The 25680-nt window shown below is 34.3% G+C and carries 7 protein-coding genes; 6 read left to right on the top strand and 1 reads right to left on the bottom strand.

Annotated elements, in window-relative coordinates; translation table 11 throughout:
- Window position 1: 1 nt before the first annotated feature.
- From QNH43_RS23895 to QNH43_RS23870, 6 genes are all read left to right on the top strand, one after another.
- The gene (locus tag QNH43_RS23895; RefSeq protein WP_283915979.1) at window positions 2-8194 is read left to right on the top strand and encodes a non-ribosomal peptide synthetase; all 8193 of its coding nucleotides are present in this window, start codon (window positions 2-4) and stop codon (window positions 8192-8194) included.
- Between the two features lie 21 nt (window positions 8195-8215).
- Complete coding sequence (locus tag QNH43_RS23890) at window positions 8216-11710, top strand: condensation domain-containing protein (RefSeq protein ID WP_283915978.1); 3495 nt, start codon at window positions 8216-8218, stop codon at window positions 11708-11710.
- Window positions 11711-11727: 17 nt separating this feature from the next.
- Window positions 11728-17943 carry a non-ribosomal peptide synthetase gene (locus tag QNH43_RS23885; RefSeq protein ID WP_283915977.1) on the top strand — a complete coding sequence of 2072 codons (6216 nt, stop codon included), beginning with the start codon at window positions 11728-11730 and terminating at the stop codon, window positions 17941-17943.
- A 226-nt stretch (window positions 17944-18169) separates the two neighbouring features.
- Complete coding sequence (gene fabD / locus QNH43_RS23880) at window positions 18170-19405, top strand: ACP S-malonyltransferase (protein ID WP_283915976.1); 1236 nt, start codon at window positions 18170-18172, stop codon at window positions 19403-19405.
- Window positions 19406-19435: 30 nt separating this feature from the next.
- Window positions 19436-22978, top strand: coding sequence for a beta-ketoacyl synthase N-terminal-like domain-containing protein (locus QNH43_RS23875; protein ID WP_283915975.1), 3543 nt, complete (start codon window positions 19436-19438; stop codon window positions 22976-22978).
- Between the two features lie 15 nt (window positions 22979-22993).
- Window positions 22994-24280: an MFS transporter gene (locus tag QNH43_RS23870; RefSeq protein ID WP_283915974.1), complete on the top strand. Its 1287-nt coding sequence runs from the start codon at window positions 22994-22996 to the stop codon at window positions 24278-24280.
- Window positions 24281-24412: 132 nt separating this feature from the next.
- Here the strand turns inward: QNH43_RS23870 and QNH43_RS23865 are convergent, their stop codons facing one another.
- A complete protein-coding gene (locus QNH43_RS23865; protein WP_283915973.1) occupies window positions 24413-25120 on the bottom strand; it encodes a 4'-phosphopantetheinyl transferase family protein in 708 nt (235 codons plus the stop codon).
- Window positions 25121-25680 lie beyond the last annotated feature (560 nt).

Here is a 25680-nt window from a genome sequence, read left to right as displayed (position 1 = left end):
AATGTCAACTAGGTCGTTCTCAATTCAGCAAGAAAAAGAAGATGTGATATATCCCGAAAAGACATTGGTAAGCATTTTTGAAGAAACAGCAGAGAAGTTTTCAGACTCAGTAGCGCTTAAATTAAATCAAGTAACCATGAATTATAAGACATTGAATGAAAAGGCGAATCAGGTTGCCCACTTCCTACAATCAAAGGGTGTTGGTCGTGAATCAATCGTTTGTTTACTTTTCGACAGATCCATTGATATGATAGTTGCTATTTTGGGTGTTCTAAAAGCTGGGGGAGCATATTTGCCAATTGATCCTGACTATCCTTTAGACAGAATCCAAAATACTATTATTGATAGTAAAGCTGCCTTTGTTCTCACACAGAATGAGAATGGAAGTAATTTGAATTTTGAATCTAGATATTCTGTTTATGTTTTTGACATGGAGAAAGAAGATATTTGGAGTAAAAGCAAATCTAATTTACCTCCTATTAATCAACCTAGAGATTTAGCATACGTCATTTATACCTCCGGATCCACAGGCAAGCCTAAGGGTGTAATGATTGAGCATGAAAGTGTAGTCAGACTTTTAATAAATAGTAAAAATCCATTTCATTTCTCTCACCAAGACAAATGGACAATGTTTCATTCTTATTGCTTTGACTTCTCAGTCTGGGAAATGTACGGAGCTCTACTATACGGAGGAACAGTAGTAATCGTTTCGAAGCAAACAACACAAGATCCTCATCAATTCCTGAATTTATTAGAAAAAGAAAAAATTACGGTGTTAAATCAAACTCCAGGTGCTTTCTATAATGTAATGAATGAAGCAATGGAAAGAAATTCTTCAGATTTAGCTCTTAGGTATATAGTATTTGGAGGCGAAGCCTTAAAACCTTCTATGTTAACACAATGGAATAATAGATATCCCGATACGAAGCTTATCAATATGTACGGTATTACAGAAATTACTGTACATGGAACCTACAAAGAAATCACATCAAGCGATATGGAAAGCAGTATCAGTAACATAGGTGCTCCTATCCCCACTCTATCTATGTATGTACTGAATGAACAACTTGAGGAAGTAACACAAGGGGAGATAGGTGAGCTATATATTGCTGGAGTCGGCGTTGCTAGAGGCTATATACATAGAAATGAACTTACTCGTGAAAGGTTTATTGAAAGCCCACAACACGAAAATGAACGATTATATAAATCAGGTGATTTAGTTCGTTTATTAGATAGTGGAGAGTTTGAATATATTGGAAGGAAAGACTTTCAAGTTAAAATACGAGGACACCGAGTAGAACTTAAAGAAATCGAATATTGGTTTACACAAAGAGAAGAAGTGATAAATGTTACAGTCGTTCCAAAAGAAGATGATATGAATGTGACATACTTGTGTGCCTATGTAGAAGGAGATCTTGACACGGAGGAACTAAGAAGTGAACTAGTTAAGTTCTTTCCTAGTTACATGGTTCCCCACTTTATCGTAAAAGTCGATAAAATCCCATTAACCTCTAATGGGAAAATTGATTCTAAAAGGCTGCCCAACCCTTTGGAGCAATATAAAAATGAGACTCCGTACGAGAAACCTTCTACTAGTTTAGAAGTTAAATTGGTAGAAGCATTCGAGCAACTTTTTAACTCTCAAACGATAGGAGTTAATGATAACTTCTATAACTTTGGTGGAGATTCATTAAGAGCAGCAAGGCTATCCGGAATATTAAAGAAAAGCTTAAATATAGCTATTTCCATTAAAGATATTTTAGCCAATCCAACCATTAAAGATTTAGCAAACTTACTAACGACCAAGAAAATGAATGAACTCGGTAGCCATTCTATAAAAAAAGCTGCAGACAAAGGTTTCTATGAGGCATCTCCATCACAGCAAAATATGTATACTCTGTGCAATATAGTGGAGGGAACGCATTACAATATCCCTTTACTTTACGAATTGAAGGGTATCGTCAATGAAGACCGGCTTTATAATGCTTTCGAGAAACTAGTTGGGAGACATGAAGCTCTTAGAACAACGTTTGAGTTAAAGGGTGAGAGTGTAAGGCAAGTAATTCATGAAACCGTTAATCTTGACTTTGAAACATTGAATATACGTAGACCTGTATTTGAAGTTGCAAAAGAGAACATTAAGGTATTTTCATTAAAAGATGGTCCTCTTTTCAGGGGAAGACTAATATACGACGATGAAAATCAAAAACAATATCTGTTTTTAGATCTCCATCATATTATCTGTGACGGTGTAACAGTAAATATTTTGATGGAAGACTTATTTGCTTTGTTAGAAGGAAAGCATTTAGAAACGAAGTTACTGCAATATCGAGATTATTCAGAGTGGCAAAATACAAGGTTAAATGCCAATCAATTAAAATTACATAAAGAGTACTATTCGGAACTTTTTAGGGATGGCATTCCAAAATTAAATTTAAAAACGGATTTCACTAGACCGATGTACCCGACATTTACGGGGGATACAATTCCATTTACAATTTCTTCAAAGTTGGCAGGGGAAATAAAAGCAATTGCAACTGAAACTGGAACAACCATGTTTATGGTTTTACTTGCTGCGTTTAATGTGTTCTTAGCTAGACATGCAAATGAGGACGATTTAGTGGTAGGTACTCCATTTACTGGGAGGGAAAACCCTGACAGTAACGATATAGCAGGTATGTTTGTAAATACATTACCTGTAAGATCCCAGCCAAGTGGTCATAAACTGTTCAAGGACTATTTATTGGAAATAAAATCGTTCATCTTTTCTAGCATAGAGCATTCAGACTATCAGTTTGAACAGATGGTACAAGACTTAGAGATTGATCGAAATGCTGGCTACAACCCTATTTTTACCACGATGTTTGCTATGCAGAACTTTGAAGTAAGAAGCTTTAAAAATAATTCATTAGAGGGAATCAAACAGCCTCTATACACAGATTGTTCGCATTTTGACATGCTTTTATATGCGTACGAAGAAGAGAATGATGTGCGATTCGAATGGGAATACTCAACCGATTTATTTAAAGAGAGCACAATCAAGAGATATATAACTCAATTTACACAACTACTGACGAATATAAGTAGCCATGTAAATGAGAACATCTCTACTTTAAGCTTTCTAACTTCTGAAGATAAAGAGATAATTTTAAACCATTTTAATAATACAGAAACAGATTATCCTGCACATTCAAATATCGTTGAGTTATTTGCTGAGCTATGGAAAGAAAAGCCAAATAAAACCATCTTAATGAAAGATGGCATCGGAATGACAGCAAAAGAGCTGGATGAGCATTCTGATTCTGTAGCCCAATACTTACTCTCAAGAGGCGTTAAAGAAGAACAGCCTGTTGGAATCATGATGGAAAAATCATTCGAAATGATAGTGACTGCTTTAGGAATTCTAAAAGCAGGAGCAGCGTATGTGCCAATTGATCAGGACGCTCCTTTACAACGTATAAACTTTATCGTTCAGGATTGCAAGTTAGCGTATATTCTCACGAATATTTCAGGTGTTAACACAGATATCGTATCTGAACTTATTAGGTATGATGAAATTAGGCTTGCCGATATAAAGAAATATGACTTGCCTATTCGAAAAACGAACTCTTTAGCGTACATTATTTATACTTCTGGATCCACTGGTCAACCAAAAGGAGTATTAATAGAGGATCAAAATATTATTAGGCTAGTTAAAGGCGTCGAATATATTGATTTTTCTAATCATCAAAATCTTTTGATGACAGGTAGTTTCTCATTTGATGCTTCAACTTTTGAAATATGGGGGAGCTTGTTAAATGGTTTAACACTAACCCTACTAGATAAAGAAAAACTGCTTGATGCGAAAGAATTTGCAAGAGTGATAGAGGATTATCAAATTGATATTATGTGGCTTACTTCACCTCTCTTCAATCAATTGATAAATGAAAATACATCTTTATTTAGTCATGTTAAGACGCTAATTGTAGGGGGAGATGTGCTAAGTTCTCAGCACATTTGTATTGCTATGAAAAACAGTCCTAACCTGCAAATAATTAATGGTTATGGACCTACAGAAAATACTACATTTTCAACTACTTATACAATTAAAGAAGAGATTTCATCGAACATTTCTATTGGAAAACCAATTAGTAACTCTACTGCCTATGTAGTGGATCTCCACACAAATGAACTATTACCAATTGGGCAAATTGGTGAACTTTGGGTTGGTGGGACTGGGGTTGCGCGTGGTTATCTTAACCAAGATGGTCTCACTAACGAGAAATTTATAGACAATCCTTTTTCAGCAGAAGGTAAGGTATATAAAACAGGAGATTTAGCGCGTTGGAATGATGATGGCACGTTAGAATTCTATGGCAGGATAGATAATCAGGTTAAGATTCGGGGCTATCGTATAGAGTTAGGTGAAATTGAGTCAACTATTCGAAAGCATGATCAGGTGAACGAAGTGGTTTTAAATCGCATTAGTGATGATAACGAATATGCACTTTGCGCTTATTACGTTAGTGACATGAAACTTGAAGAAGAACGAATTAGGGAGTATCTAGCTAAACGTTTACCAAATTATATGGTGCCGAAATACGTAGTCCGTATCGATGTGATGCCATTAAATAAGAATGGAAAAATTGATAAGGGTAGATTACCTAGTCCATTTATGAAAAAGGTTAAGCCCAATCAACTTCAAGAATTAACGGAGACTCAAACAAAGTTGGTGGGAATTTGGAAATCGGTTCTATCCGATACTGTCGAGTTTGGGATTAAGGACTCTTTCTTTGAAATAGGTGGTCACTCTTTAAAAGCTATTACTTTGTTAGCAAAGATAAATAAAGAGTTCAATGTCAATTTTTCAATGAAAGAGATTTTTAGAATGCAAACTGTTGAAGACTTCTCTTGTGGAATAGAAAGAATTAGTGAAAACGAAAAATATCATACGATCATGCCGAGTGCAGAACGAGCATATTATCCTGTTAGTCCAGCTCAAAAAAGGTTGTTCATACTAAATGAGATATACCCAAATAAAAAAGTATATAATATACCGGTTTATTATAAGTTGAATCAGCCCCTAAATGTAGAATTGTTGGAACATTGTGTGAACGAGCTGATGAAACGTAATGAAGTGCTACGAACGACCTTTGCATTGGAGAATAATGAGCCTGTGCAGATGGTCCATAAAGATGCAAAGATTACTGTAGAAAGTAAATTATTAAGCAGTAAACAAAAGGATGATTACTTCGCAAATTTCATTCAAGAATTCGATATAACAAAATTACCTTTATTCCGAGTTGAGTATATAGAGGTTGATGAGAGCGAGTATTATCTCTTAATTGACTTCCACCATATTATTATTGATGGAATTTCAATTGACTATTACCTTAATGAGTTACTTAACATGTATGTTGGTAAGGATGTACCAACTCTTAGTATTCAATACAAAGACTATTCTTCATGGTTATCAACGGAACATGTAAAAGAGTCCATAAACAAACAATCTGAATACTGGTTGAAACAATTTGAAGATGAGCCAACACTATTAGACTTGTCCACGGACAAACAAAGACCTGTTGTCCCAATATTTGAGGGGAATACAATCACTTTTGATATTCATCGTTCGATAGAGAAAAGATTACGTGAGCTTGCAAACGGTTCTAAAACTACGCTTTTCACAGTGATGTTTGCTGCCTTTAATATCTTACTATCAAAATATACTAGACAAGAAGATATTATAGTAGGCACTACAGTTTCAGGAAGAAATCATCCTGACGTTGATAACATGTTAGGAATGTTTGTTAACACGTTAGCTATCAGAAGTTTTCCTAAAAAGGAGAAGACCTTTGATCAATTCCTTAAAGAAACACATGACCTTTTAATGAAAAGCTATGTAAATCAGGATTACCCATTTGAAGAGCTAATTGAAAAATTAGAAATTAACCGTAACTTAGATCGTAATCCTTTATATAATGTCATGTTCTCGATGAACAATATTGCTTCGAAGAAATATAAAGTTGATGGTTTATCTTTGGAACCACTTAAGTCTTCTTATCCGTTTTCTAAAATTGATTTAACGATGTTTATGAATGAAAGTGATGATAATCTTTCTTTCTCAATCGAGTATTCCACTTCTCTCTTTAATGAAGAAACAATTAGGCAGTTAGGCAGTCACTACATTCACATTGTAGAAAGTATTATGCAGTTAGATTCCTTTCAACTTAAGGATCTTAAAATAACTACGCCAGCTGAAGAAGAGAAGTTACTTGTAGAGTTTAATAATACGGAAAGAGACTATTCAAGAGAAAAATTGATTCATCAACTTTTTGAGGAAAAAGTAAAAGAACTACCAGATGCGGTGTCTCTTGAAGGACCATCTTATGTAGTAACGTATCAAGAGTTAAATAAGCGAGCAAATCAACTTGCTCATTTTCTTAGAGGAAATGGAACTACTAGCTCCAATGAGTATGTCGCAATCATGCTGGATAGAAGCCCAAATATGGTTACGAGCGTATTAGCCATATTAAAGGCGGGGCTTGCCTATGTGCCAATTGATCCGAGCTGGCCAATGGAGCGAATTAAACACATCGTTCGTTCTTTAGGTGTTAAAGAAATGATAACGGAGTCCCATTACGTAGATTCCATACAAGAACTGGGATTAAACACAACCATTGTGTTGTCTGTTTCAGATTCTGCTAGCGTGGTTGAAGGGGTTGCATATCTTAATGAAATAGAACAGCTTCCTACGACAAATCTCATGCCGTTAAACAATTCAAATTCAATCGCTTATGTCATATTTACTTCTGGATCTACTGGTCAACCTAAGGGAGTAACAGTAAAACACAAGCCAGTTGTTAATCTAATCGAATGGGTGAACTCGACTTTCTCAGTTGGAACGAGTGATAAATTACTGTTTGTCACCTCCCTGTGTTTCGATTTATCTGTGTATGACATTTTAGGTATTTTAGCTGCAGGAGGATCTATTCGAATTGCAGGTGATAGTGAAGTTAGAGATCCACAGCAATTAGTGAAGATTGTGTTTGAAGAAAATATCACATTCTGGGATTCAGCACCTGCTGCTTTACAGCAATTAACATCCTATTTTCCAGATCATAAGATTAAAACGAGTCTTAGACTGGTGTTCTTAAGTGGAGATTGGATTCCTATTACATTACCTACAAAGCTCAAAGAGGTTTTTAAAGGTATTGAGGTCATTAGCTTGGGTGGTGCTACTGAAGCTACGATATGGTCCAATTATTATCCTATTAAAGAAGTAAAGAAAGATTGGAAAAGCATACCTTACGGAAAGCCAATAAAAAATGCCAAGTACTATATTCTTGATAGTGAGTTATCTCCTTGTCCTATAGGAGTTCCTGGTGAATTATACATTGGTGGTGAATGTTTAGCTTCTGGTTACGCTAATGCTCCAGAATTAACTTCATCACGGTTCATTACAAATCCTTTTGTAGAAGGAGACTATAATGTGATGTATAAAACGGGAGACTTAGCAAGATGGCTAAGGGATGGAAACATGGAGTTTTTAGGTAGGATTGACCATCAGGTGAAAATTAGAGGATACCGAATTGAACTGGGAGAAATAGAATATCACTTATTAAACCATCCGGATATTAATGAAGCAATAACAGTGATAAAGCAAGATGATTTAAAAAATGCTTATCTTTGTACGTATTACACATCCAGTAAAAACGTCTCTGAAAGTGATTTGAAAAAATATTTAAGTTCAAAAATTCCAGAGTATATGGTCCCGTCTATCCTCTATTTACTTGATGAAATTCCTGTTACAAGTAATGGAAAGTTAGATCGTGGTGCCTTACCTGAACCAAAGAGAATACTATCTCTAGATAACTATCGAGCACCTAAGACAAACACGGAACATTTAATTTTAGATATTTGGAAAGAACTGTTGAAATTGGATGATATAGGAGTAGACGATAAATTCTTTGAAATCGGTGGTAACTCTCTTTTACTCGTTCAGATGCACCAACGGATAGAGAGTATTTTCCCTGGGAAAGTAAATGTAGTTGATTTATTTACTTATCCTACAGTGTCGGAGATTGCCTCTATATTAGTCGATGTAGAGTCAAATACGAATAACGGTGATACTCCTCTTGATATTGATGATGTTTTTGAGAAGCTGGAAAGTGGGAGCATAGGTTTAGACCAAGCTCTTGAAGAGTTACTTGAATAAAAACATACCAGGAGGTAAGAAGTGAGAGACGTCCTTGAATATTTAATAAGGGAAACTGTTGAGGGAAGAATAGATAGAAAAATAGGTTCGAATTTAGCTAAATTGATAAAAAAAGATATGATCATGCAAGATGATATAGCAATTATAGGAATCCATGCGAAATTTCCACAAGCTGCGAATACAGAAGAGCTTTGGGATTTACTTTTAACTGAAAAAGATACTATCTCCTCGTTTCCAGAAAACAGGAAAGCAGATGTTTCACATCTGCTTTCTGATAGTAAAAGTTCTTTTTTAAAAGGAACATATTTTGATGAAATAGATAAGTTTGACTATAAATACTTCGGGTTAAATCCGAAAGAAGCAAGTCTTATGGATCCGAATCATCGTTTGTTTCTAGAAGCTGTTATTCATGCAATTGAGGATGCTGGCTATGGCGGTAAGCAATTAAAAGGAACCAAGACAGGAGTTTGTGTAGGTTTAAGTCCTCATGATCATCTGTATAAAGGGCTGGTTGAAAAGTTAGAGCCAGATTCATTATCAATGTCAGTCGAAGGGAATTTACCACCCATTCTTTCAGGGAGAGTTTCATATTTATTGGATTTAAAAGGCCCAAACCTAACTATAGACACAGCTTGTTCATCTGCTCTTACTGCTGTTCATGTAGCATGTAACATGATTAGAAACGACGAAGCAGATCAAGTGATAGTAGGTGGAGTAAAAACTCACTTATGTCCAGTTGAGCCTAAAGAAAAGATTGGGATCGAATCCTTAGATGGGATAACAAGAACATTTGATAATTCAACAAATGGTACAGGAATTGGAGAAGGTGTGGTTGCAATTGTACTAAAACCATATTCTAAGGCCAAAAAAGATAAAGATCAAATATATGCAGTAATAAAAGGTTCTGCTATTAACCAAGATGGCAAATCAATAGGGTTAACGGCTCCTAGTGTAAGAGCTCAAGAGGACGTCATTGTGAAAGCTTGGAAAAATTCCGGTGTTGATCCAGAAACAATCAGTTATATTGAAGCGCATGGCACGGGAACTAAGCTAGGTGATCCAATTGAAATAGAAGGAATTAATAGGGCATTTTCTCGTTTTACGTCCAAAAAACAATTTTGTGGAGTTGGATCTATAAAAACAAATTTAGGACATACAGACAGCTTGGCGGGTCTTGCTGGTCTGATTAAGTGTGCCCTCGCGTTGAAGAATAAGCAAATGCCGGCATCGATTCACTTTAATTCTCCTAACAGGGAAATAGATTTCATTTCTTCGCCTGTATACGTAAATGACACATTGAAAAAGTGGGAAAGTCATTTTTCACCAAGAAGGTGTGGAGTGAGTGCCTTTGGAATGAGTGGATCAAACTGTCATATCGTATTAGAAGAGGCTACAGATGAATATAAGGTAGAATCTCATTCTACTAAAAACATATTTGTCATTTCTGCAAAGAGCGAAGATGCCCTGAAAGAATATATTGATGAATATACAAAATTTTTAAACAAAATTCACACAGAGGAACTCTCACTAGAGCGGATTTGTTATACAGCGAGTGTCGGAAAAGAGCATTGTAACCATCGTATTGCACTAATTGTTACGAATATACAAGATCTCGTTAACAAACTCGATCATCTAGGAAAAGAAGGCCTAACTACTTCTATCCATAACGGAAATTTTTATAGTCATGACCAGGAAAATAATCAGTTAAACAGTTCTGACCCTCTTATTAAGACTGCCCAAGCCTTTATTCAAGGACTGGAGATCCAGTGGGAGGAGGTTTACTCTAAAAAAATTAAAAAGATTAGTTTACCAGCCTATCCTTTCGAGAAAAGTCGTTGTTGGGTCAATACAACCTCTAATGAAGTTAAATTGTTAGGAAAAGCACAGGGCGATTATAGTGATACAGAGGTCGCAATCGGTGAAGTATGGTCGCAAACTCTAGGAATAAATCAATTTAACGTTTATTCCGATGACTTTTTTGAACTCGGTGGAAATTCTCTTCATGCAAATATCTTAGCTTCAAAGATTCGAAGTAAATTACAAGTTAATGTTTCAGTTAGTAATATCTTCACAAATTCAACTATCGAAAAAATGGTTGAACTGGTACATCAATCAAGTAGCTATCATGAAAGTAAAATTGTTAAGTTACATAAGCGTGATTATTATGATTTATCACCAGCTCAGAGTCGTTTATATAGAGTGGACCAAATTTCAGATTCAGATGATTTGTCCTATAACATGCCTTTTGCATTGAGCTTATCAGGAAACTTAAATTTAGAAAAGTTGAATAACTGTTGGAATGCTCTAATTGAGAGACATGAATCGCTAAGAACGACCTTTATAGAAGTAGATGGAGATGGAAAACAGAAAATTCATCAATCATATAAGTATCAGATAGAAGTTATTCAAGTTGAAGAAGAAAACTTATATGAAAAAATGAGCGAGTTAATTACGTCATTTGATATCAGCAAGCTGCCGTTAGTTAAGTTGAAATTACTACAAACAGCTCCGAATGAGTACATCTTGTTTTTTGATATTCATCATATTATTTCAGACGGTGTTTCAATTAGTATTCTTACTAAAGAGCTATTAGATTTGTATCAGGATAAGGACTTGCAGACTGAAATTATTCAATATAAAGATTTTGCAAATTGGCAAAATCAGCAATATGAAAAGGATGTATATAAAAATCAAGAACAGTTTTGGTATAACCAATATAGCTTGCCTATAGAAGAATTAAATTTGCCGACAGACTTCGAACGACCGATATATAGAAGTTTGGAGGGGGATCATTATAGTTTCGCTGTAACCGAAGAGTTAACAGCCGAATTGAAACGAATAGCTAAGCGATATAAAGCTAATATGTTCACAATCTTATTAGGGGCATATCAGATACTACTGTACAGATACTCAAATCAAAATGACATTGTAATTGGCTGCCCTGTAGCAGGAAGACAAAGGGAAGATATTCAAGGGACAGTTGGAATGTTTGTAAATATGTTGCCGTTACGACAATTGATAAATAATGAGGAGCCCATTAAAAATTTCTTAAATAAAACGATGCAAGATTCTTTAAATGCTTTTGAAAACCAAGACTACCAAATTGAACGATTGATTCAAAAGTTTAATATTCCGTATAAAACGAACCGTAATCCTTTATACGATGTGGCATTTTCATATCAAAATTTTGATTTTAAAGTTATGGACGTAAATGAAGTCAAAATTAAAGCTATTCCTTTCTATGATCTCAAATGGAATTCTTCAAAATTTGACCTTAACTTGTTCGGTGGAATGGATGAGTTAGAGGAAAAGCTAGAATTCTGTTTTCAGTATAGTACGGAGCTTTTTAAAGAGGAAACGATTCAAGCATTTGAAAAGGATTATGTATCCATCTTAACATCTTTTGTTCAAAGCGAAGATGGCAGAATTAAAGATATCATTTTAGCAGAGGATATAAACTTAGGTTCTAATCCAACTGAAACGCTTGCTCAACTTGTACCCGATTTTAATTTTTAATTAAGGTGGTTCTTACGATGATAGATAAAAGGAAAAAGAATATTTATCTTACCAGTCATAAATTAGAAGAGGAAAGAAACTATTGGTTAAACAAATTGAAAGGGGAATTATCTCTATCGGGCTTCCCCACAAGCGTGGAAGAACAGAGAGAGGGAAGTAATGTAAGAAGAGACAAAACGTTCTTAATTGATAAGACAACTAGCGAGAATATGATGAAGATCGTAGGAAACTCCGAATATGGATGCTATATGATACTTGTCTCGGCGTTAACTTGGTTACTTCAAAAGTACACATTGGAAGAAGATATTATTATCGGGACTCCAAATTTATCTAAGGAAAATAAAACAAAATACAATATTTTCCCCATTAGAACGAATATTGTTCAAGAAACGACATTTAAAAGTCTTTTAAATAATATAAAAACAGATTTAACAAGTATCGAAACATATTGTAATATCCCGTTTGAAGTTTTAGCGGAGCAGCTTCATATAGATCCTGAAAATGACTATTTTAGAACAACAACATCAATGGATTGCCTGCATGCAAACCATATAGAATTAACGAATGAAGGAACAAGCTTTGGTTTCTCGATAGATGATGAAAGACGTCTATCATGCAAAATAAGCTATTCAACATTGGAATATAGTGAAGAAAAAGTAGACGTTATATTTGAACATTTTGAACGCGCCTTAAAACTACTTACTAACAACCCTTCAGTTCCTGTATCCGAACTGAACTTTATCACAGATTCAGAAAAAGATCTTTTGTTAAATCAATATAATGACACAGAGTTTGAGATTCCCAGAGACAAGACGCTTGTTCAGTTGTTTGAAGAGCAAGTAAGAAAGAATCCCTATAAAAACGTTGTTGTATCAAATAGCAATGCTATTACTTATAGTGATCTTAGTCAAAAATCTCAACAACTTGCTTCTTATTTAATTGATAGTGGTGTACAGCCTGGAGAATCAGTTGGTCTAATAGCAACACGTTCAATCGAGACAATTATTGGGATACTAGGAATTATTAAAGCTGGAGCTGTCTATGTACCATTAAACACTAGTATGGGAGTAGAGAGAATCGAGTATATCCTAGATGACTGTCAAATAGGTATTCTTCTTACAACTGATGTGAGTAATGTAGGCTTGGGTAGAAAGCATGTAAATTTAAAAGACGACTCAATCTATCAATATGAACAAAAAGAGCTAACGACAAATACAACACCTGAGGCCCCTCTGTATATCATGTATACATCCGGTACTACTGGGAACCCAAAAGGTGCCATCATTAGTCATATCAATGTTTGTAGGTTAATTATGAATACAAACTTTATTTCACTAAGTGACGAGGAAAATATCCTTCAAACGGGTTCTATTACTTTCGATGCGTTTACGTTTGAGTTATGGGGAGCATTGTTACTTGGTGGGACATTACACTTTGTTGAAGAAGACGAGTTGTTAGAGGCAAACTCATTTGAAGAAGTACTAACGAATAGACAGATAACGAGTTTATTTTTAACGCCCGCTTTATTTTCACAACTAGTAAGTCAAAATGAGAAATTGTTTTCAGGGGTTAGAAACTTAGTGGTTGGTGGAGACATATTGCCTTATAAGGCGGTTAACATTGTTAGAAAGCATAACCCAACTATAAACATCATAAATGGATATGGTCCTACGGAAAATACTACTTTTTCAACGAGTTATCTTGTTGAAAAGGAATTTTCAGGAAGGATACCTATTGGTAAGCCACTTCATAACTCCACAGCATATATTGTCGATTTATATGGAAATCTACAACCTGTTGGAATGCCAGGTGAAATATATGTGGGAGGGCTAGGGGTTGCAGCAGGATATATTAACAAAGACGCGCTAACTAGTGAAAAATTTGTAGAGTCACCATTTAAATCTGGAGAGCGTCTTTACAAAACAGGTGATATTGGCGTATGGCTACCAGATGGAAACATTGATTATTTAGGCAGAAAAGATAATCAAGTGAAAGTAAGAGGATACAGAATCGAAATTCAAGAAATTGAAAAAGCTATATTATCGTCACCCATTATTAAAGATGCAGTGGTCATGACAAAATTAGATGATTATCAGCAAAAATTCCTTTGTGCCTACATCATTGGAGAGCAAAAGAATATAGAGCAAGAGATCAGAAATGATCTTAAGACAAAATTACCAGAGTATATGATTCCTTCAGTGATCATGGAGTTAGAACAGTTTCCTCTTTCAATAAATGGAAAGGTTGACAGAAGGAAATTACCAGAGCCTGACAAGCATTCACTTACTGAAAATGTCGAACACCCAGAAAATATTTGGGAAGAAAAGGTTTCATCTATATGGAAAAAAGTACTCAAGATTGATCTTGTTGGTGTCAACTTATCATTCTTTGATTTAGGTGGTAACTCTCTGCTACTGGCAAATTTAGCCACGTATTTAAGGAAGGAATTTAGTACGAAAATTTCTATGAAGGACTTATTCCGTCTAACGACTATTCGTGAACAGGCAAAATTTATTATGGAAAAAGAAAAAGTGAACGTAATAAAAGAACTATTACCTCTTCCTTCTCAACCATACTATAACTTGTCCTCTGCTCAAAAAAGGATTTATATGTTAGAGCGTATAAGTTCGAATAAGGGCAGCTATAACATTCCTGTACCTATGGAGATAATTGGTGAAATTGATTTAAAGAGAGTTGAAGACTCCTTTAAAAAAGTCATAGAAAGACATGAAATACTGCGAACCACTTATGAAATGGTTGATGGTAAACCAGTACAACGAGTCCATCAAACGGTCGAGAATTTTAAGTTGGATGTTTTGTACATAAAACAAGAAGTGCTAAATAGTACTATGAGCAAACTCTTTATTCCATTCGATTTAAGCGAAGCTCCCTTGTTAAATGTGCACATCCTTTGTATAAATGAAACTCTTCATGTGCTTTTGTTAAATATTCATCATATTATCCTAGATGGCGTTTCTCTATCTGTTATCATGAAGGAATTTTTAGAGATTTACCATGGAGGAGAACTTCAACCTCTTGAGGTACATTATAAAGAATTCGCTGATTGGCAACAGAAAAGTTTATCTACAGAGAATATGAAAAAACAAGAAAACTATTGGTTGAACGTTTTTAATGATAGTGTTCCAACATTAGAACTTCCAACTGATTATCAAAGACCTAAGGAAAAGAATTATAGAGGAGACCTTTACCATTTCAAAATAGAGAGTACGCTTAAAAAGCGCATGAATGAATATGCTAAGGATTCAAAAGCAACCTTAAATATGATACTACACGCCTTTTTCAGTATGCTCATTTCAAAATATTCTACAGAGAAAGACGTAGTTATAGGCATTCCAGTCTCGGCTAGAACAATTCCACAAGCTCAAGAAATGTTAGGTATGTTTGTGAATACATTAGCTATTCGTACTAAGCCTAAGCCAACTAAATCTCTATTCGATTATGTAGGCGAAGTAAAAGACACATTAGTAGAAGCATTAGATAATCAAGACTATCCATTCGAAGAATTGGTCAATAAACTCAACCTAAGTCGAGATACGGGGCGAAATCCACTGTTCAATGTCATGTTTTCTATGCAAAACATGGGAATCCCTAGTTACGAGAGTGATTCTCTTACGTTGAATACGATTGAATTTCCGTATCAATTTTCAAAATTTGATTTAACGTTGTTTGCCCATGAATCCGAAGATAACATTGCGTTCTCTTTTGAGTATTCTACACAGTTATTTAAAAAAGAAACGATTAAAAGGATGGCAGATCATTTCATATCCTTAATAGAGAACTGCTTAGGAAGTAAGGATATGAATATAGGTAAAGTATCTTTATTCAAGGAGGCAGAAATAGAGGGTATCTTAGAGAATCATCTTTCTAAAAGCTCCTTAGATATAGAAAATCAAGAGCCTATACATCAGCTTTTCGAAAAACAAGTATTATTACACCCTAATAAAATAGCAGTAACGGACTTGTCTAAGAGTCTGACGTATCAAGAATTAGATGAACAAGCTAATAAATTAGCCAATTACTTACTGAGAACACAAACTAATGGGAATAAGAACGTAGCTATCATATTTGAAAATACCATAGAAATTGCTGTTTCAATCCTTGGGACTCTGAAAGCTGGTTTTACATTTATTCCAATCGACCCAAGTTTTCCTGAAAAAAGAATTAACCACATACTAAATGAGTGTTCACCATGTATGGTGATTACGGATAATGAGCTTTGGAAAAAAGATGAGGATTTCAATACGATACAGTTAGACAGTTCCTTGTTTGATAGTGAAAGAAGCAGTAGGCCCCAGGTAAGGGTTCAAATGGAAGATCTGGCATATATCATTTTTACATCAGGAAGTACAGGTAATCCTAAGGGAGTTATGATTGAGCACAGAAGTCTTTCAAACTATTTTAGTTGGTTCTCTCCTTATGCAAATCTTAGTCATAATGATCGTTTTCTTTTACTCTCATCATATTCTTTTGACTTAGGTTATACTGGGTTATTCTCAGCTTTATTAAATGGTGGGGAAGTTCATTTTGTACCAAAAAATTTATATCAAGACCCTAACCAAGTCATGTCATACATCTCAAATCATAAAATCACGTATTTAAAAGTGACTCCTTCTTTGTTAAAAGTATTAAGCTACGCTGATAAGAAATATTGGGACAGCACACTTACTTTTTTGAGGCTAATTATCATTGGAGGAGAACAACTAAAAACAAACCAAATCAAAGATCTTTTTAGAGATTACCCCAGCATTCAACTAATGAACCACTACGGTCCAACAGAAACATGTATTGGAACGATAGCAGGCTACATTGAAAAGGGCGATTTAAGGAGATCATCTGTTCCACTGGGAAATCCAATTACAAATAATTATATATATATTCTTGATGATTCTTTACAGATGGTTCCTGGTGGAATACCAGGTCAAATCTTTGTTTCAGGCAGAGGGCTTGCAAGGGGATATTACCTTAATCATGACCTAACAAAAGTAAGTTTTATTAATAATCCATATCAAGAAGATGAGCTTTTATACAAAACTGGTGATATGGGAAGATTAATGGACGACGGTAGAATTGAATTTTTAGGTAGAAAAGATAACCAAATCAAAATCAGAGGCTATCGAGTAGAGTTAGAAGAAATTGAGAGAGTAATAGCCCAACATAATCTTATCCATAGTGTTGCAGTCAAAATCCAAGGGCAACAAATTATAGCATATGTAGAAATAGCAACTCGTGAACAGTCTATTCTTGATGAGATAAAGAATAAGGTTGCTTTAGTGTTACCAGATTATATGATTCCTGCTTACTATCACGTTATGGACAAAATCCCTATGAATTCTAATGGGAAAGTGGATCGCCATGCGCTGCCAGAAGTTAAAATTTTGTTAGAAGAACACTCCTCAGATTATGAGATGAATGAAATTGAGCATCAAATCATGTCTGTTTGGAAAGATGTCTTAAAAGTGGAAAGTTTAAGTATGGATCTAAATTTCTTTGAATCAGGTGGCGATTCCTTAAGTCTCTTGGAGGTATTCAGTAAGATAGACCCTTTATATCCGGATGTCATAAAGGTGGCAGACCTGTTCTCATATCCAACAATAAAGACACTTGGTCATTATATAACCATGAAGCAAATGTCTATGGCTAGGAAAGTAAACAAAATAACCTTACCAAGTAACTATTTTATGAAAGGCAATTCCAATACAGATATCTATTCTTTTGAATTTAACCTTTCAGAAGACTACCTTGAAAAATTTAGTCAAACTTGCCTAGAGTACGACCTTGCAGAGGGAACTTTGTTAAGCATTCTTTGGTATTACCTGCTATCTGAAATTGCTCCTGATCAAACTATTGAGGGATTAGTGTGTTTAGGAACGGACGAATTGTTAAGAACAATTTCCATTGAAGTTGATAAATGTAGCTCTATTCATCAACTCATTTCTCTTGCTAAAGAAAGCTTTGAAAATTCAAATGATATTCTTGTGGAAAGCCTCATTTTTTATAATAAAGGTTTAGATGAACAGATTAGCTGCTTATTTACGAAGGATAAACCGAGAATGCCCAATTTTGATATTCAAGTCAATATTCAAAAACAAGAGAACCAAATCAACATCTTGTTTGATCTCAATTCTAAGTTGGATAAAAATATGATGCTAGAAGTTTTACAAAATTATAATCGTGTTATCCAAGCATTTTGTGAACAGGCAGTTAGAGTCTAATAAGATCATATATATTTAACGAATAATAATCGTTCGATTCTTATATAGGCGAGCTAGGGTGGACAAAGAACTCGTGGAAATGAATCTTATTAATACACAAAAGCTAGTCTTCATTTCCACTCCATACCTACTGCTTCACTTTAAAAGCGTTGAATGAAAAGACAGAAAAATACGACTTTAAATGAAGCTAGTTACTTAAATATTGTATATAGGAGGCAATTTAAAAATGATCGCATATATTTTTCCAGGTCAAGGTTCACAATATGTGGGCATGGGTAGTTCTCTCATCGATAAATACAGCATTGCTAAAGAAACATTTGATCAAGCAAACGAGGTCTTAGGTTTTGATCTTAGCTCTCTAATGTTAGAAGGTGAAATGTCACAATTAACACAGACTGAAAATGCTCAGCCAGCATTATTGACGCTTAGTATGTCTATTTCTAGAGTTCTTCAAAAAGAGTTTAATGTAGTTCCGGATTATTTGTTAGGGCACAGTCTTGGAGAGTATTCGGCTCTATGTTCTGGTGGGGTTTTAAAATTTGAAGATGCTCTATTAATCGTAAGAAAACGAGGCCTTTTAATGCAGGACGCAGTAAAGAACGGATTAGGTATTATGACTGCTGTTGCGAATATCGCAAGCTCGAGAGTAGAGGAAGTATGTAAGGAAGTATCTACTTTAGATCATCCTGTATCAATTGGCTGCTTTAATGGACCTAATCAGGTGGTGATTTCTGGTCATCAACATTCTGTTAAGCAAGTAGAAGAAATGTTATCTCAAGAAGGTGCCATTCTTACCCCTCTAAAAGTTAGCGCTTCTTTTCATAGTCCTTTAATGAAAGATGCATCAGACAAGTTAGAGGAATTTCTTTTAAATTTTAACTTTTCCCGTTCAGAGGGACCTATTATTTCAAACGTTACGGGTCAACCTCATATTGATGAGCCAAATGAATATATTAAGCTGTTAAAAAGACAAATGGTTGAACCTGTAATGTGGGAGAAATCAATTAAATTCCTTCATCAAAAAGGAGTAAACAATGCTATTGAGCTTGGATCTAAGACTGTTTTAACTAACTTAATGGCAAGCATCACAAAAGATATTAGTTGTATATCTTTTGAAAAACCAGATGATTTATTAAAGGTTAAAGGTGTGATTACTAGATATCTACCACCTGCATTTTTAGATAAAAGTTTGGCTATTGCAGTAGCTACAAAAAATCAAAACTGGGATGAAGATGAGTACCATTCAGGAGTTGTGCTACCTTATCAAAAGGTGAAAAAGCTAGCTCAAACAATCGAAAAAGAAGACAGGAATCCTACAGTTGAAGAAATGTTCTTGGCAATCGAAATGCTTCAATCAGTTTTTCGAACCAAAAAAGTCCAAGATAAAGAGCAAACTGAGCGAATTGATGAATTATTGAAGGTCACCAAAACTGAGCATCTCTTGAAAGCGTATATTAGCTGAAAATTAGACTAACTAGGAGGAGTAGATATCATGTCTTTACTTGATTTAGGAAACGTTAAAAAAGATTCATCCCTTATAAAGGAAGTAGACAATAAAGATATAGCTATTATTGGAATGGATGCTTACTACCCTAATGCATCTTCTTACAATGAATTTTGGAATGCTCTTGCAAATAATAAGGATAGTTCAGGTGTTTTTCCATATTCAAGAAGAAGTGATACAGAAAAGTATTTAAAATATAAAGATCAGTACAAAAAAAACACTGATTATTTCTTCGGCTCCTATCTTGATGAAGTAGATAAATTTGATTATAAATACTTTCAACTTACCCCGAAGGAAGCAAACCTTATGGATCCCAATCAGAGGCTCCTTCTTCAATCGGTTTGGAAAGCTTTAGAAGATTCCGGTTATGGAGGAAATAAGATTTACGGGTCGAATACAGGTGTATTTGTGACAGCAGAAAGTAGGAAAGGGTTAAGTTATCAGCAGTTAATTCAAGATGTGGATCCAGAGTCTGTAGCATCTTCACTTCCAGGAAATTCAGTATCTATGATGCCTGGACGAATTTCTTATTTACTAGATTTGCATGGTCCAGCTATGGTAGTAGACAGTGCTTGTTCATCTGGACTTGCAGCCATCCACCTTGCTGCAAACATGTTAAGAAAGGGTGAAATTGACCTAGCGATTGCAGGTGGCGTGAAGCTTAATTTCTTACCGCTTGATGGGGGTCTTCGAGTAGGTATCGAGTCTTCAGATGGAAGAACTCAAGCATTTTCGGATCATTCCACAGGAACAACTATTGGTGAAGGGGTAGTAGCATTTATACTTAAACCTCTATCTAAAGCTCTAAGAGATAATGATAATATTCACGCTGTTATTAAAGGAAGTTCAATGAAGCATGATGGGCGAGCAATAGGAGTAACGGCGCCTAACGCTCGAGCTCAGGAGCAGCTTTTAGTGAGTGCTTGGAAAGAAGCGGGCATTAACCCAGAAGACATATCTTATATTGAAACACACGGTACGGGTACCAACCTAGGAGATCCCATTGAAGTCGATGGTATATCCAATGCATTTCAACAGTTTACTACTAAAAAACAATTTTGTGGAATTGGTTCTGTAAAAAGTAATTATGCTCATACAGATAATCTTGCGGGAATGACAGGGTTGTTAAAATGTGTTATGAGTCTAAAAAATAAACAATTACCTTCTTCCCTTTACTTTGACAAGCCGAATCAAAAAATTGATTTTGAAAATTCACCAGTTTTCGTGAACGATCGCTTAAATCACTGGGAAGCTGGCCGAAATGCTCGGTTGTGTGGTGTGAGTTCATTTGGTATGAGTGGAACAATTTGTCATTTAGTACTGGAAGAAGGACCATTAAGAAACAAAAAGAACAAGGAAGACAATGCAGGAAAATATATCTTTACCTTATCTGCCAAAAGTGAAAGCAGCTTAAAACACTTAATTAGTGAATACGATTCCTACTTGAAGGGGAATGTAGAAAGCACTATACAAGATATTTGCTACACAGCAAGTGTAGGAAGAGGTCATTATCACTATCGTCTAGCTATACTAACAGATTCAGTGGATGATTTAAAAGAGAAGTTGGAGAATATAAATTCTGTAGATCATATATCTGAAATTAAAAATCAAGGGAATGGAATTTCTTACTCTTATATAGATAAAAAAGGTCAAAACAAAGAGTATGATGTATCAATGGATTTATCGTCTGATATGCTTAAAGATCTAGCAGAAGAATACGTAAATGGAGCAAATGTTGATTTTAGTAAACTTTATTGTAAAAAGAGTGTTTACAAGGTTAGCTTACCAACATATCAATTCGACAAAGAAAAGTGTTGGGTTGATATTCCTGAGTCTACTCTTCAAATAGGTAAATCTCTATCTCCAGAGGTTGAGGAAGTACACCAAGAAATCATAGCATTTTTAGACACTCAAAATGACAGTGATCAATTTAAAAAGTGGAAAAAAGTCTTAACGAATGAAAGCCTTCACGAAATGAAAGATCAACAAAAGGCAAAGAAATATACATTAAAAGGTAGAGACTCAATCGAGGAATATTCAAGTGCGGAGGTTGAAATTGCGGAAGCATGGTATTCAGCCTTAGGAGTAAAAGTAGTAGATATAAATGAAGATTTCTTCGAACTAGGAGGAGATTCTTTCATTGCAGTACAGTTGATTTCTGAACTAAATAACAAATACCAAGTAGCATTAAATGATATTTTTACTCAACGTACAATAAAGCAGTTAGCTAATAAAATTACTGAAAAGAATAATGATAATGTCTATGAAAAACTAGACAAGTTAGTGCAGGTCTCGAATGAAGTAGACGACTTGGAAGATGCTCATAAGGATTACTTAGACACTGAGAAGTTTAAATATATGGAACAATTAGAAGGTTATAAAGGCAAGAATCTACACCAAAAAAATAATTATCAAAACATTCTTTTGACTGGATCAACTGGATATCTTGGTATCTATTTATTAGGAGATTTATTAGATCATACGAATGCCAATATCCATCTTCTAATTAGAGCAGATAATCAACAACATGCAGAAGAAAAATTACTTATTAATTGGAGAAACTATTTCCCTGCAAAGGATATTACTAACCTATTCAATAAAAGGTTACATGTAGTATTGGGAGATTTGAGTACGAATGATTTTGGTTTAAATGAAAATCAGTATACAGATTTAGCTAAAAAAGTTGATTGTATCATTCACTCAGCTGGTTTAGTAAAACACTTTGGTGAATATTCTTCATTTGAGAACGTCAATGTTAATGGTACGAAGCGCTTGGTTGATTTTGCGAAGGTTGGTATGAAAAAAGATTTCAACCTTGTCTCCTCTACCGCTGTTGCCAGAGGAAAAGTGAAAGACAAAGAATATGTTTTATTTAGTGAATTTGATACAAACATCGGACAAAATATTAATAATCCTTACGGCGTAAGTAAATTTGAAGCTGAAAAGATTGTACTTGAATCTCGTAAAGAAGGTATTAAAGCAAACCTTTTTAGAGTAGGCAATATCATGTTTGATTCTAAAACCGGGCAATTTCAGTCAAATATTGAATCGAATGGTCTTTACACGATTATTCGTGCAATGATAAAGATGAACATCTTCCCGAATGTAAAAAGAGAAGAGCTGGATTTTTCTTTTATTGATTATGTTAGTAAAAGTATAGTTTTATTGTTTAACCGTACAGAATTAAGTAATGAAATACATCATATATTCAACCCACGTAGGAGTAGCTTATTTGAAATTTCACAAGTAGTTAAGCAGAGGGTAGGAGAGTTGGAAGTCACTGATTATAACCTATTTATTAAATTTATCAAAGATCATTATAACGACAGCTCATATTCTTCATACATTAATCATCTCTTATTACATTTTGGTATCTTTGATTATTTTGGACGCCAAGATACAACTCATTATTCTATTGTATCTGATAAAACAGAGCTGTTATTGAATGAGCTAGGGTTAGAGTGGAAAAAACCTTCTAAAGATCAAATTCATAGTATGTTGGATCATTGTGAGAAAGTAAATTTCATATAAGATGGGAGTGATAATATGCTATCAAGTTTTGGAATTCTCAAAAATAAAAACTTTTCGCTTTTAATTACATCTGAATCTACTTCTTTGTTTGGAACGCTGTTCCTTAATGTTGCATTATCTTTGTATGTTTTAAAGATGACAGGATCTCCTGAAAAATTTGCCTCTGTCTTGGCATTAGGGATTTTTCCACACATCATATTGGGATCTGTCTCTGGAATTTTTGCTGATAAGTTTAATAAAAAGGTCTGGGTAATTACATTTGATATTCTCAGAGGGGTTCTATGCCTAGGTTTATTCTTATATAGCTTAAATGGAACAATAAGTATGCCACTAATTTACTTTACGGTGCTTTTCATAGCAAGCTGCGATATTTTGTTCGCGCCTATGTTTATGTCTATTTTACCAACGATAGTCCCTGAAGAAAAATTAGTTGATGCAAATTCAATTAGTCGAACGCTTAATGAGACTATGAAGATACTAGCTCCACTACTAGGAACTCTAGTTTATACGATGGTTGGTTTAGGTACCGTATTTTTAGTAAATGGACTTAGTTTTTTTATCTCCGCTATAACAATATATATAATGAAACTTCCAAAAAAAGCTCCATCAACTGGAAAGAAACTTACCTTTATAAAGGATATTTCGGAGGGTTTTAGAGTTATATATGCAGATAAACGCTTGATGTCAGTAGTATCCAATGCCTTTTTGACGCATACATTCCTATACCCATTTTTATTTGTTGGTATACCTTATATCATAGTAAATATTATGGGTGGAAAAAATACAGATTATGGTATTGTTGAATCGGTTACTACCGTTGGTTCAATTATGGCTATTTTTGTGGTTCCACTAACGAAACATCTAGGAGTTGCCAATAATATTGGTTTGGGATTATTAGGAATGCTTGTACCGGTCGGATTTTTAATTTTCCTTGGTAATCGTAACTTTATTGAGTTATTAGCAGGCAATTCATTTTATATTGTTGGTTATTTTAGTATTATCAATTTCATATTATTTCTTTCCTTTAGCTTCTATGTGGTTTATTTTGCTTCATATTATCAGTCTAAAGTACCTCGTGAATCTTATGGTAGATTTATTGCTAGTGTAATTGTTATGAATGGTATTGGGAAAGTTGCAGGATTTAAAGTTGTGGGGATGTTGTTCGCCATGGACTCGTTGATTTACCCTGTAATATTTTTAGCGATCGGCTTCTTATTGAAATTAGCTGTCCACATTCCATTTATGGTAATAACAAAAAATCTCGAAAAACATAGTAAAGTGGAAGTAAGTACAGGAGTTTAAAAATCAAAAATTTTCACGTGAACACATGACTGAGCTGACTAACTCATCAGTCATGTGTTTTTTATTGTTAATTTTGAATGGACAAACAATGCAGGCTCGTTATTTAGTCGGCTCACATTATAAGATATTTAATTATTTTGGAAGTCTACTGTCGTTCATGAGAAAAGATAAAATTTTAGATGCATCTAAGAAACTAATAGATTCAGGAAATTTATCATGAAGGGCACAAGCTGCTAGCTTATAATTTTCTTGAAAATAAAACATTTTCACATGAAATTTAGTGTCATTCAATGTGCTTTCTTCAAAATGGATAGTCGTTACTTGTTGGTTTAGACTGGCGTAAAAGCTGTTTAATGGAATACTTAAACCTTTTCCAATATTTTTTATGATACTTTCTTTTATCGTCCAGAGTTTGTAAAAATAATCCTTTTCACTAGTTGTTTCCTTCATTTCTTGGATTTCAAAAGAGTGAAAAAGTGAAATTAAAGCTTCGTAGTCTATATCTGTCATTAGTTCAATATCTATACCCACTCGTTTAGTATCGACAATGCAAACAACCCAACTACCAGAATGTGAGACGTTAAAATGGAAAGCTGTTTCATTACAATATGGTTTGCCATATTCATTTCGTAGTATCACTAGGGGGGTGGAAACCTCTTTCTGGTTCTGGAGATAGATATAGTGAACTAATAATTCACCGACTATAGTTCTAATACTATCTTTATAGTGTTTATAATTTTTTGCTTTCCCTAGGGTTTGTTTTGATAAAATGTGATTGTATGTTGTGTATTCAAAATTAAATTCATTAAACCCCTCAATGTTAACTGCGTAAATTTCCATTTTGAATTTCTCCCTTTATTTACAAAACTAGATTTTTTCAGTTTTTGCTTTATTAGGAGTTAGAAAGCTCATTTTTCTTTTAACATCTAAGAAAGCAATATGTAGCTTTTCCTTATTCCTTATGTATCCTAACTTTATACGTTTTTTTGGTTTACATCTTATTATTATGAATACCTTAAGTAATATCATGTTTCGTTTCTTGAAAAACTTGTATAATTTTATCTTAATTTATAAGTGTAAGCATTTCAAACTTAAAAAAGAGCAGAGTTTAAAAGAGTAGAATCAAAAAAGAGATTGAGTTGATAATAAAAGAAGCATTATCTTGTAATGTTACATTATGATTAGCGTTGATACTAAAATGAGAAAAGTGTTAATATGTAAGAATTTACATAGAGTAACTTCTCGGCAATCATTAAGGTTGCCGAATCCAATAGGGAACCTATTCCAATTAGAATTTAATATAATTGTAACTAACAGTTTGCTCACGAAATATAATAAATACCTTAAATCAAGGTTAAAGTTGTTACACTTAATAATAGCAAAACGTTGATTTTTAGCTT

This window comes from Peribacillus simplex (assembly GCF_030123325.1).
GTDB classification, from domain to species: domain Bacteria; phylum Bacillota; class Bacilli; order Bacillales; family DSM-1321; genus Peribacillus; species Peribacillus simplex_D.
The sequence above is the reverse complement of the archived record's forward strand: the minus strand, read 5'-3'. Positions and strand labels throughout refer to the sequence as shown.

Bases quoted from the DNA above. Each gene is read 5' to 3' on its own strand.
- QNH43_RS23895 (WP_283915979.1), top strand. From the start codon at position 2: ATGTCAACTAGGTCGTTCTCAATTCAGCAAGAAAAAGAAGATGTGATA.
- QNH43_RS23885 (WP_283915977.1), top strand. From the start codon at position 11,728: ATGATAGATAAAAGGAAAAAGAATATTTATCTTACCAGTCATAAATTA.
- fabD (WP_283915976.1), top strand. From the start codon at position 18,170: ATGATCGCATATATTTTTCCAGGTCAAGGTTCACAATATGTGGGCATG.
- QNH43_RS23875 (WP_283915975.1), top strand. From the start codon at position 19,436: ATGTCTTTACTTGATTTAGGAAACGTTAAAAAAGATTCATCCCTTATA.
- QNH43_RS23870 (WP_283915974.1), top strand. From the start codon at position 22,994: ATGCTATCAAGTTTTGGAATTCTCAAAAATAAAAACTTTTCGCTTTTA.
- QNH43_RS23865 (WP_283915973.1), bottom strand. From the start codon at position 25,120: ATGGAAATTTACGCAGTTAACATTGAGGGGTTTAATGAATTTAATTTT.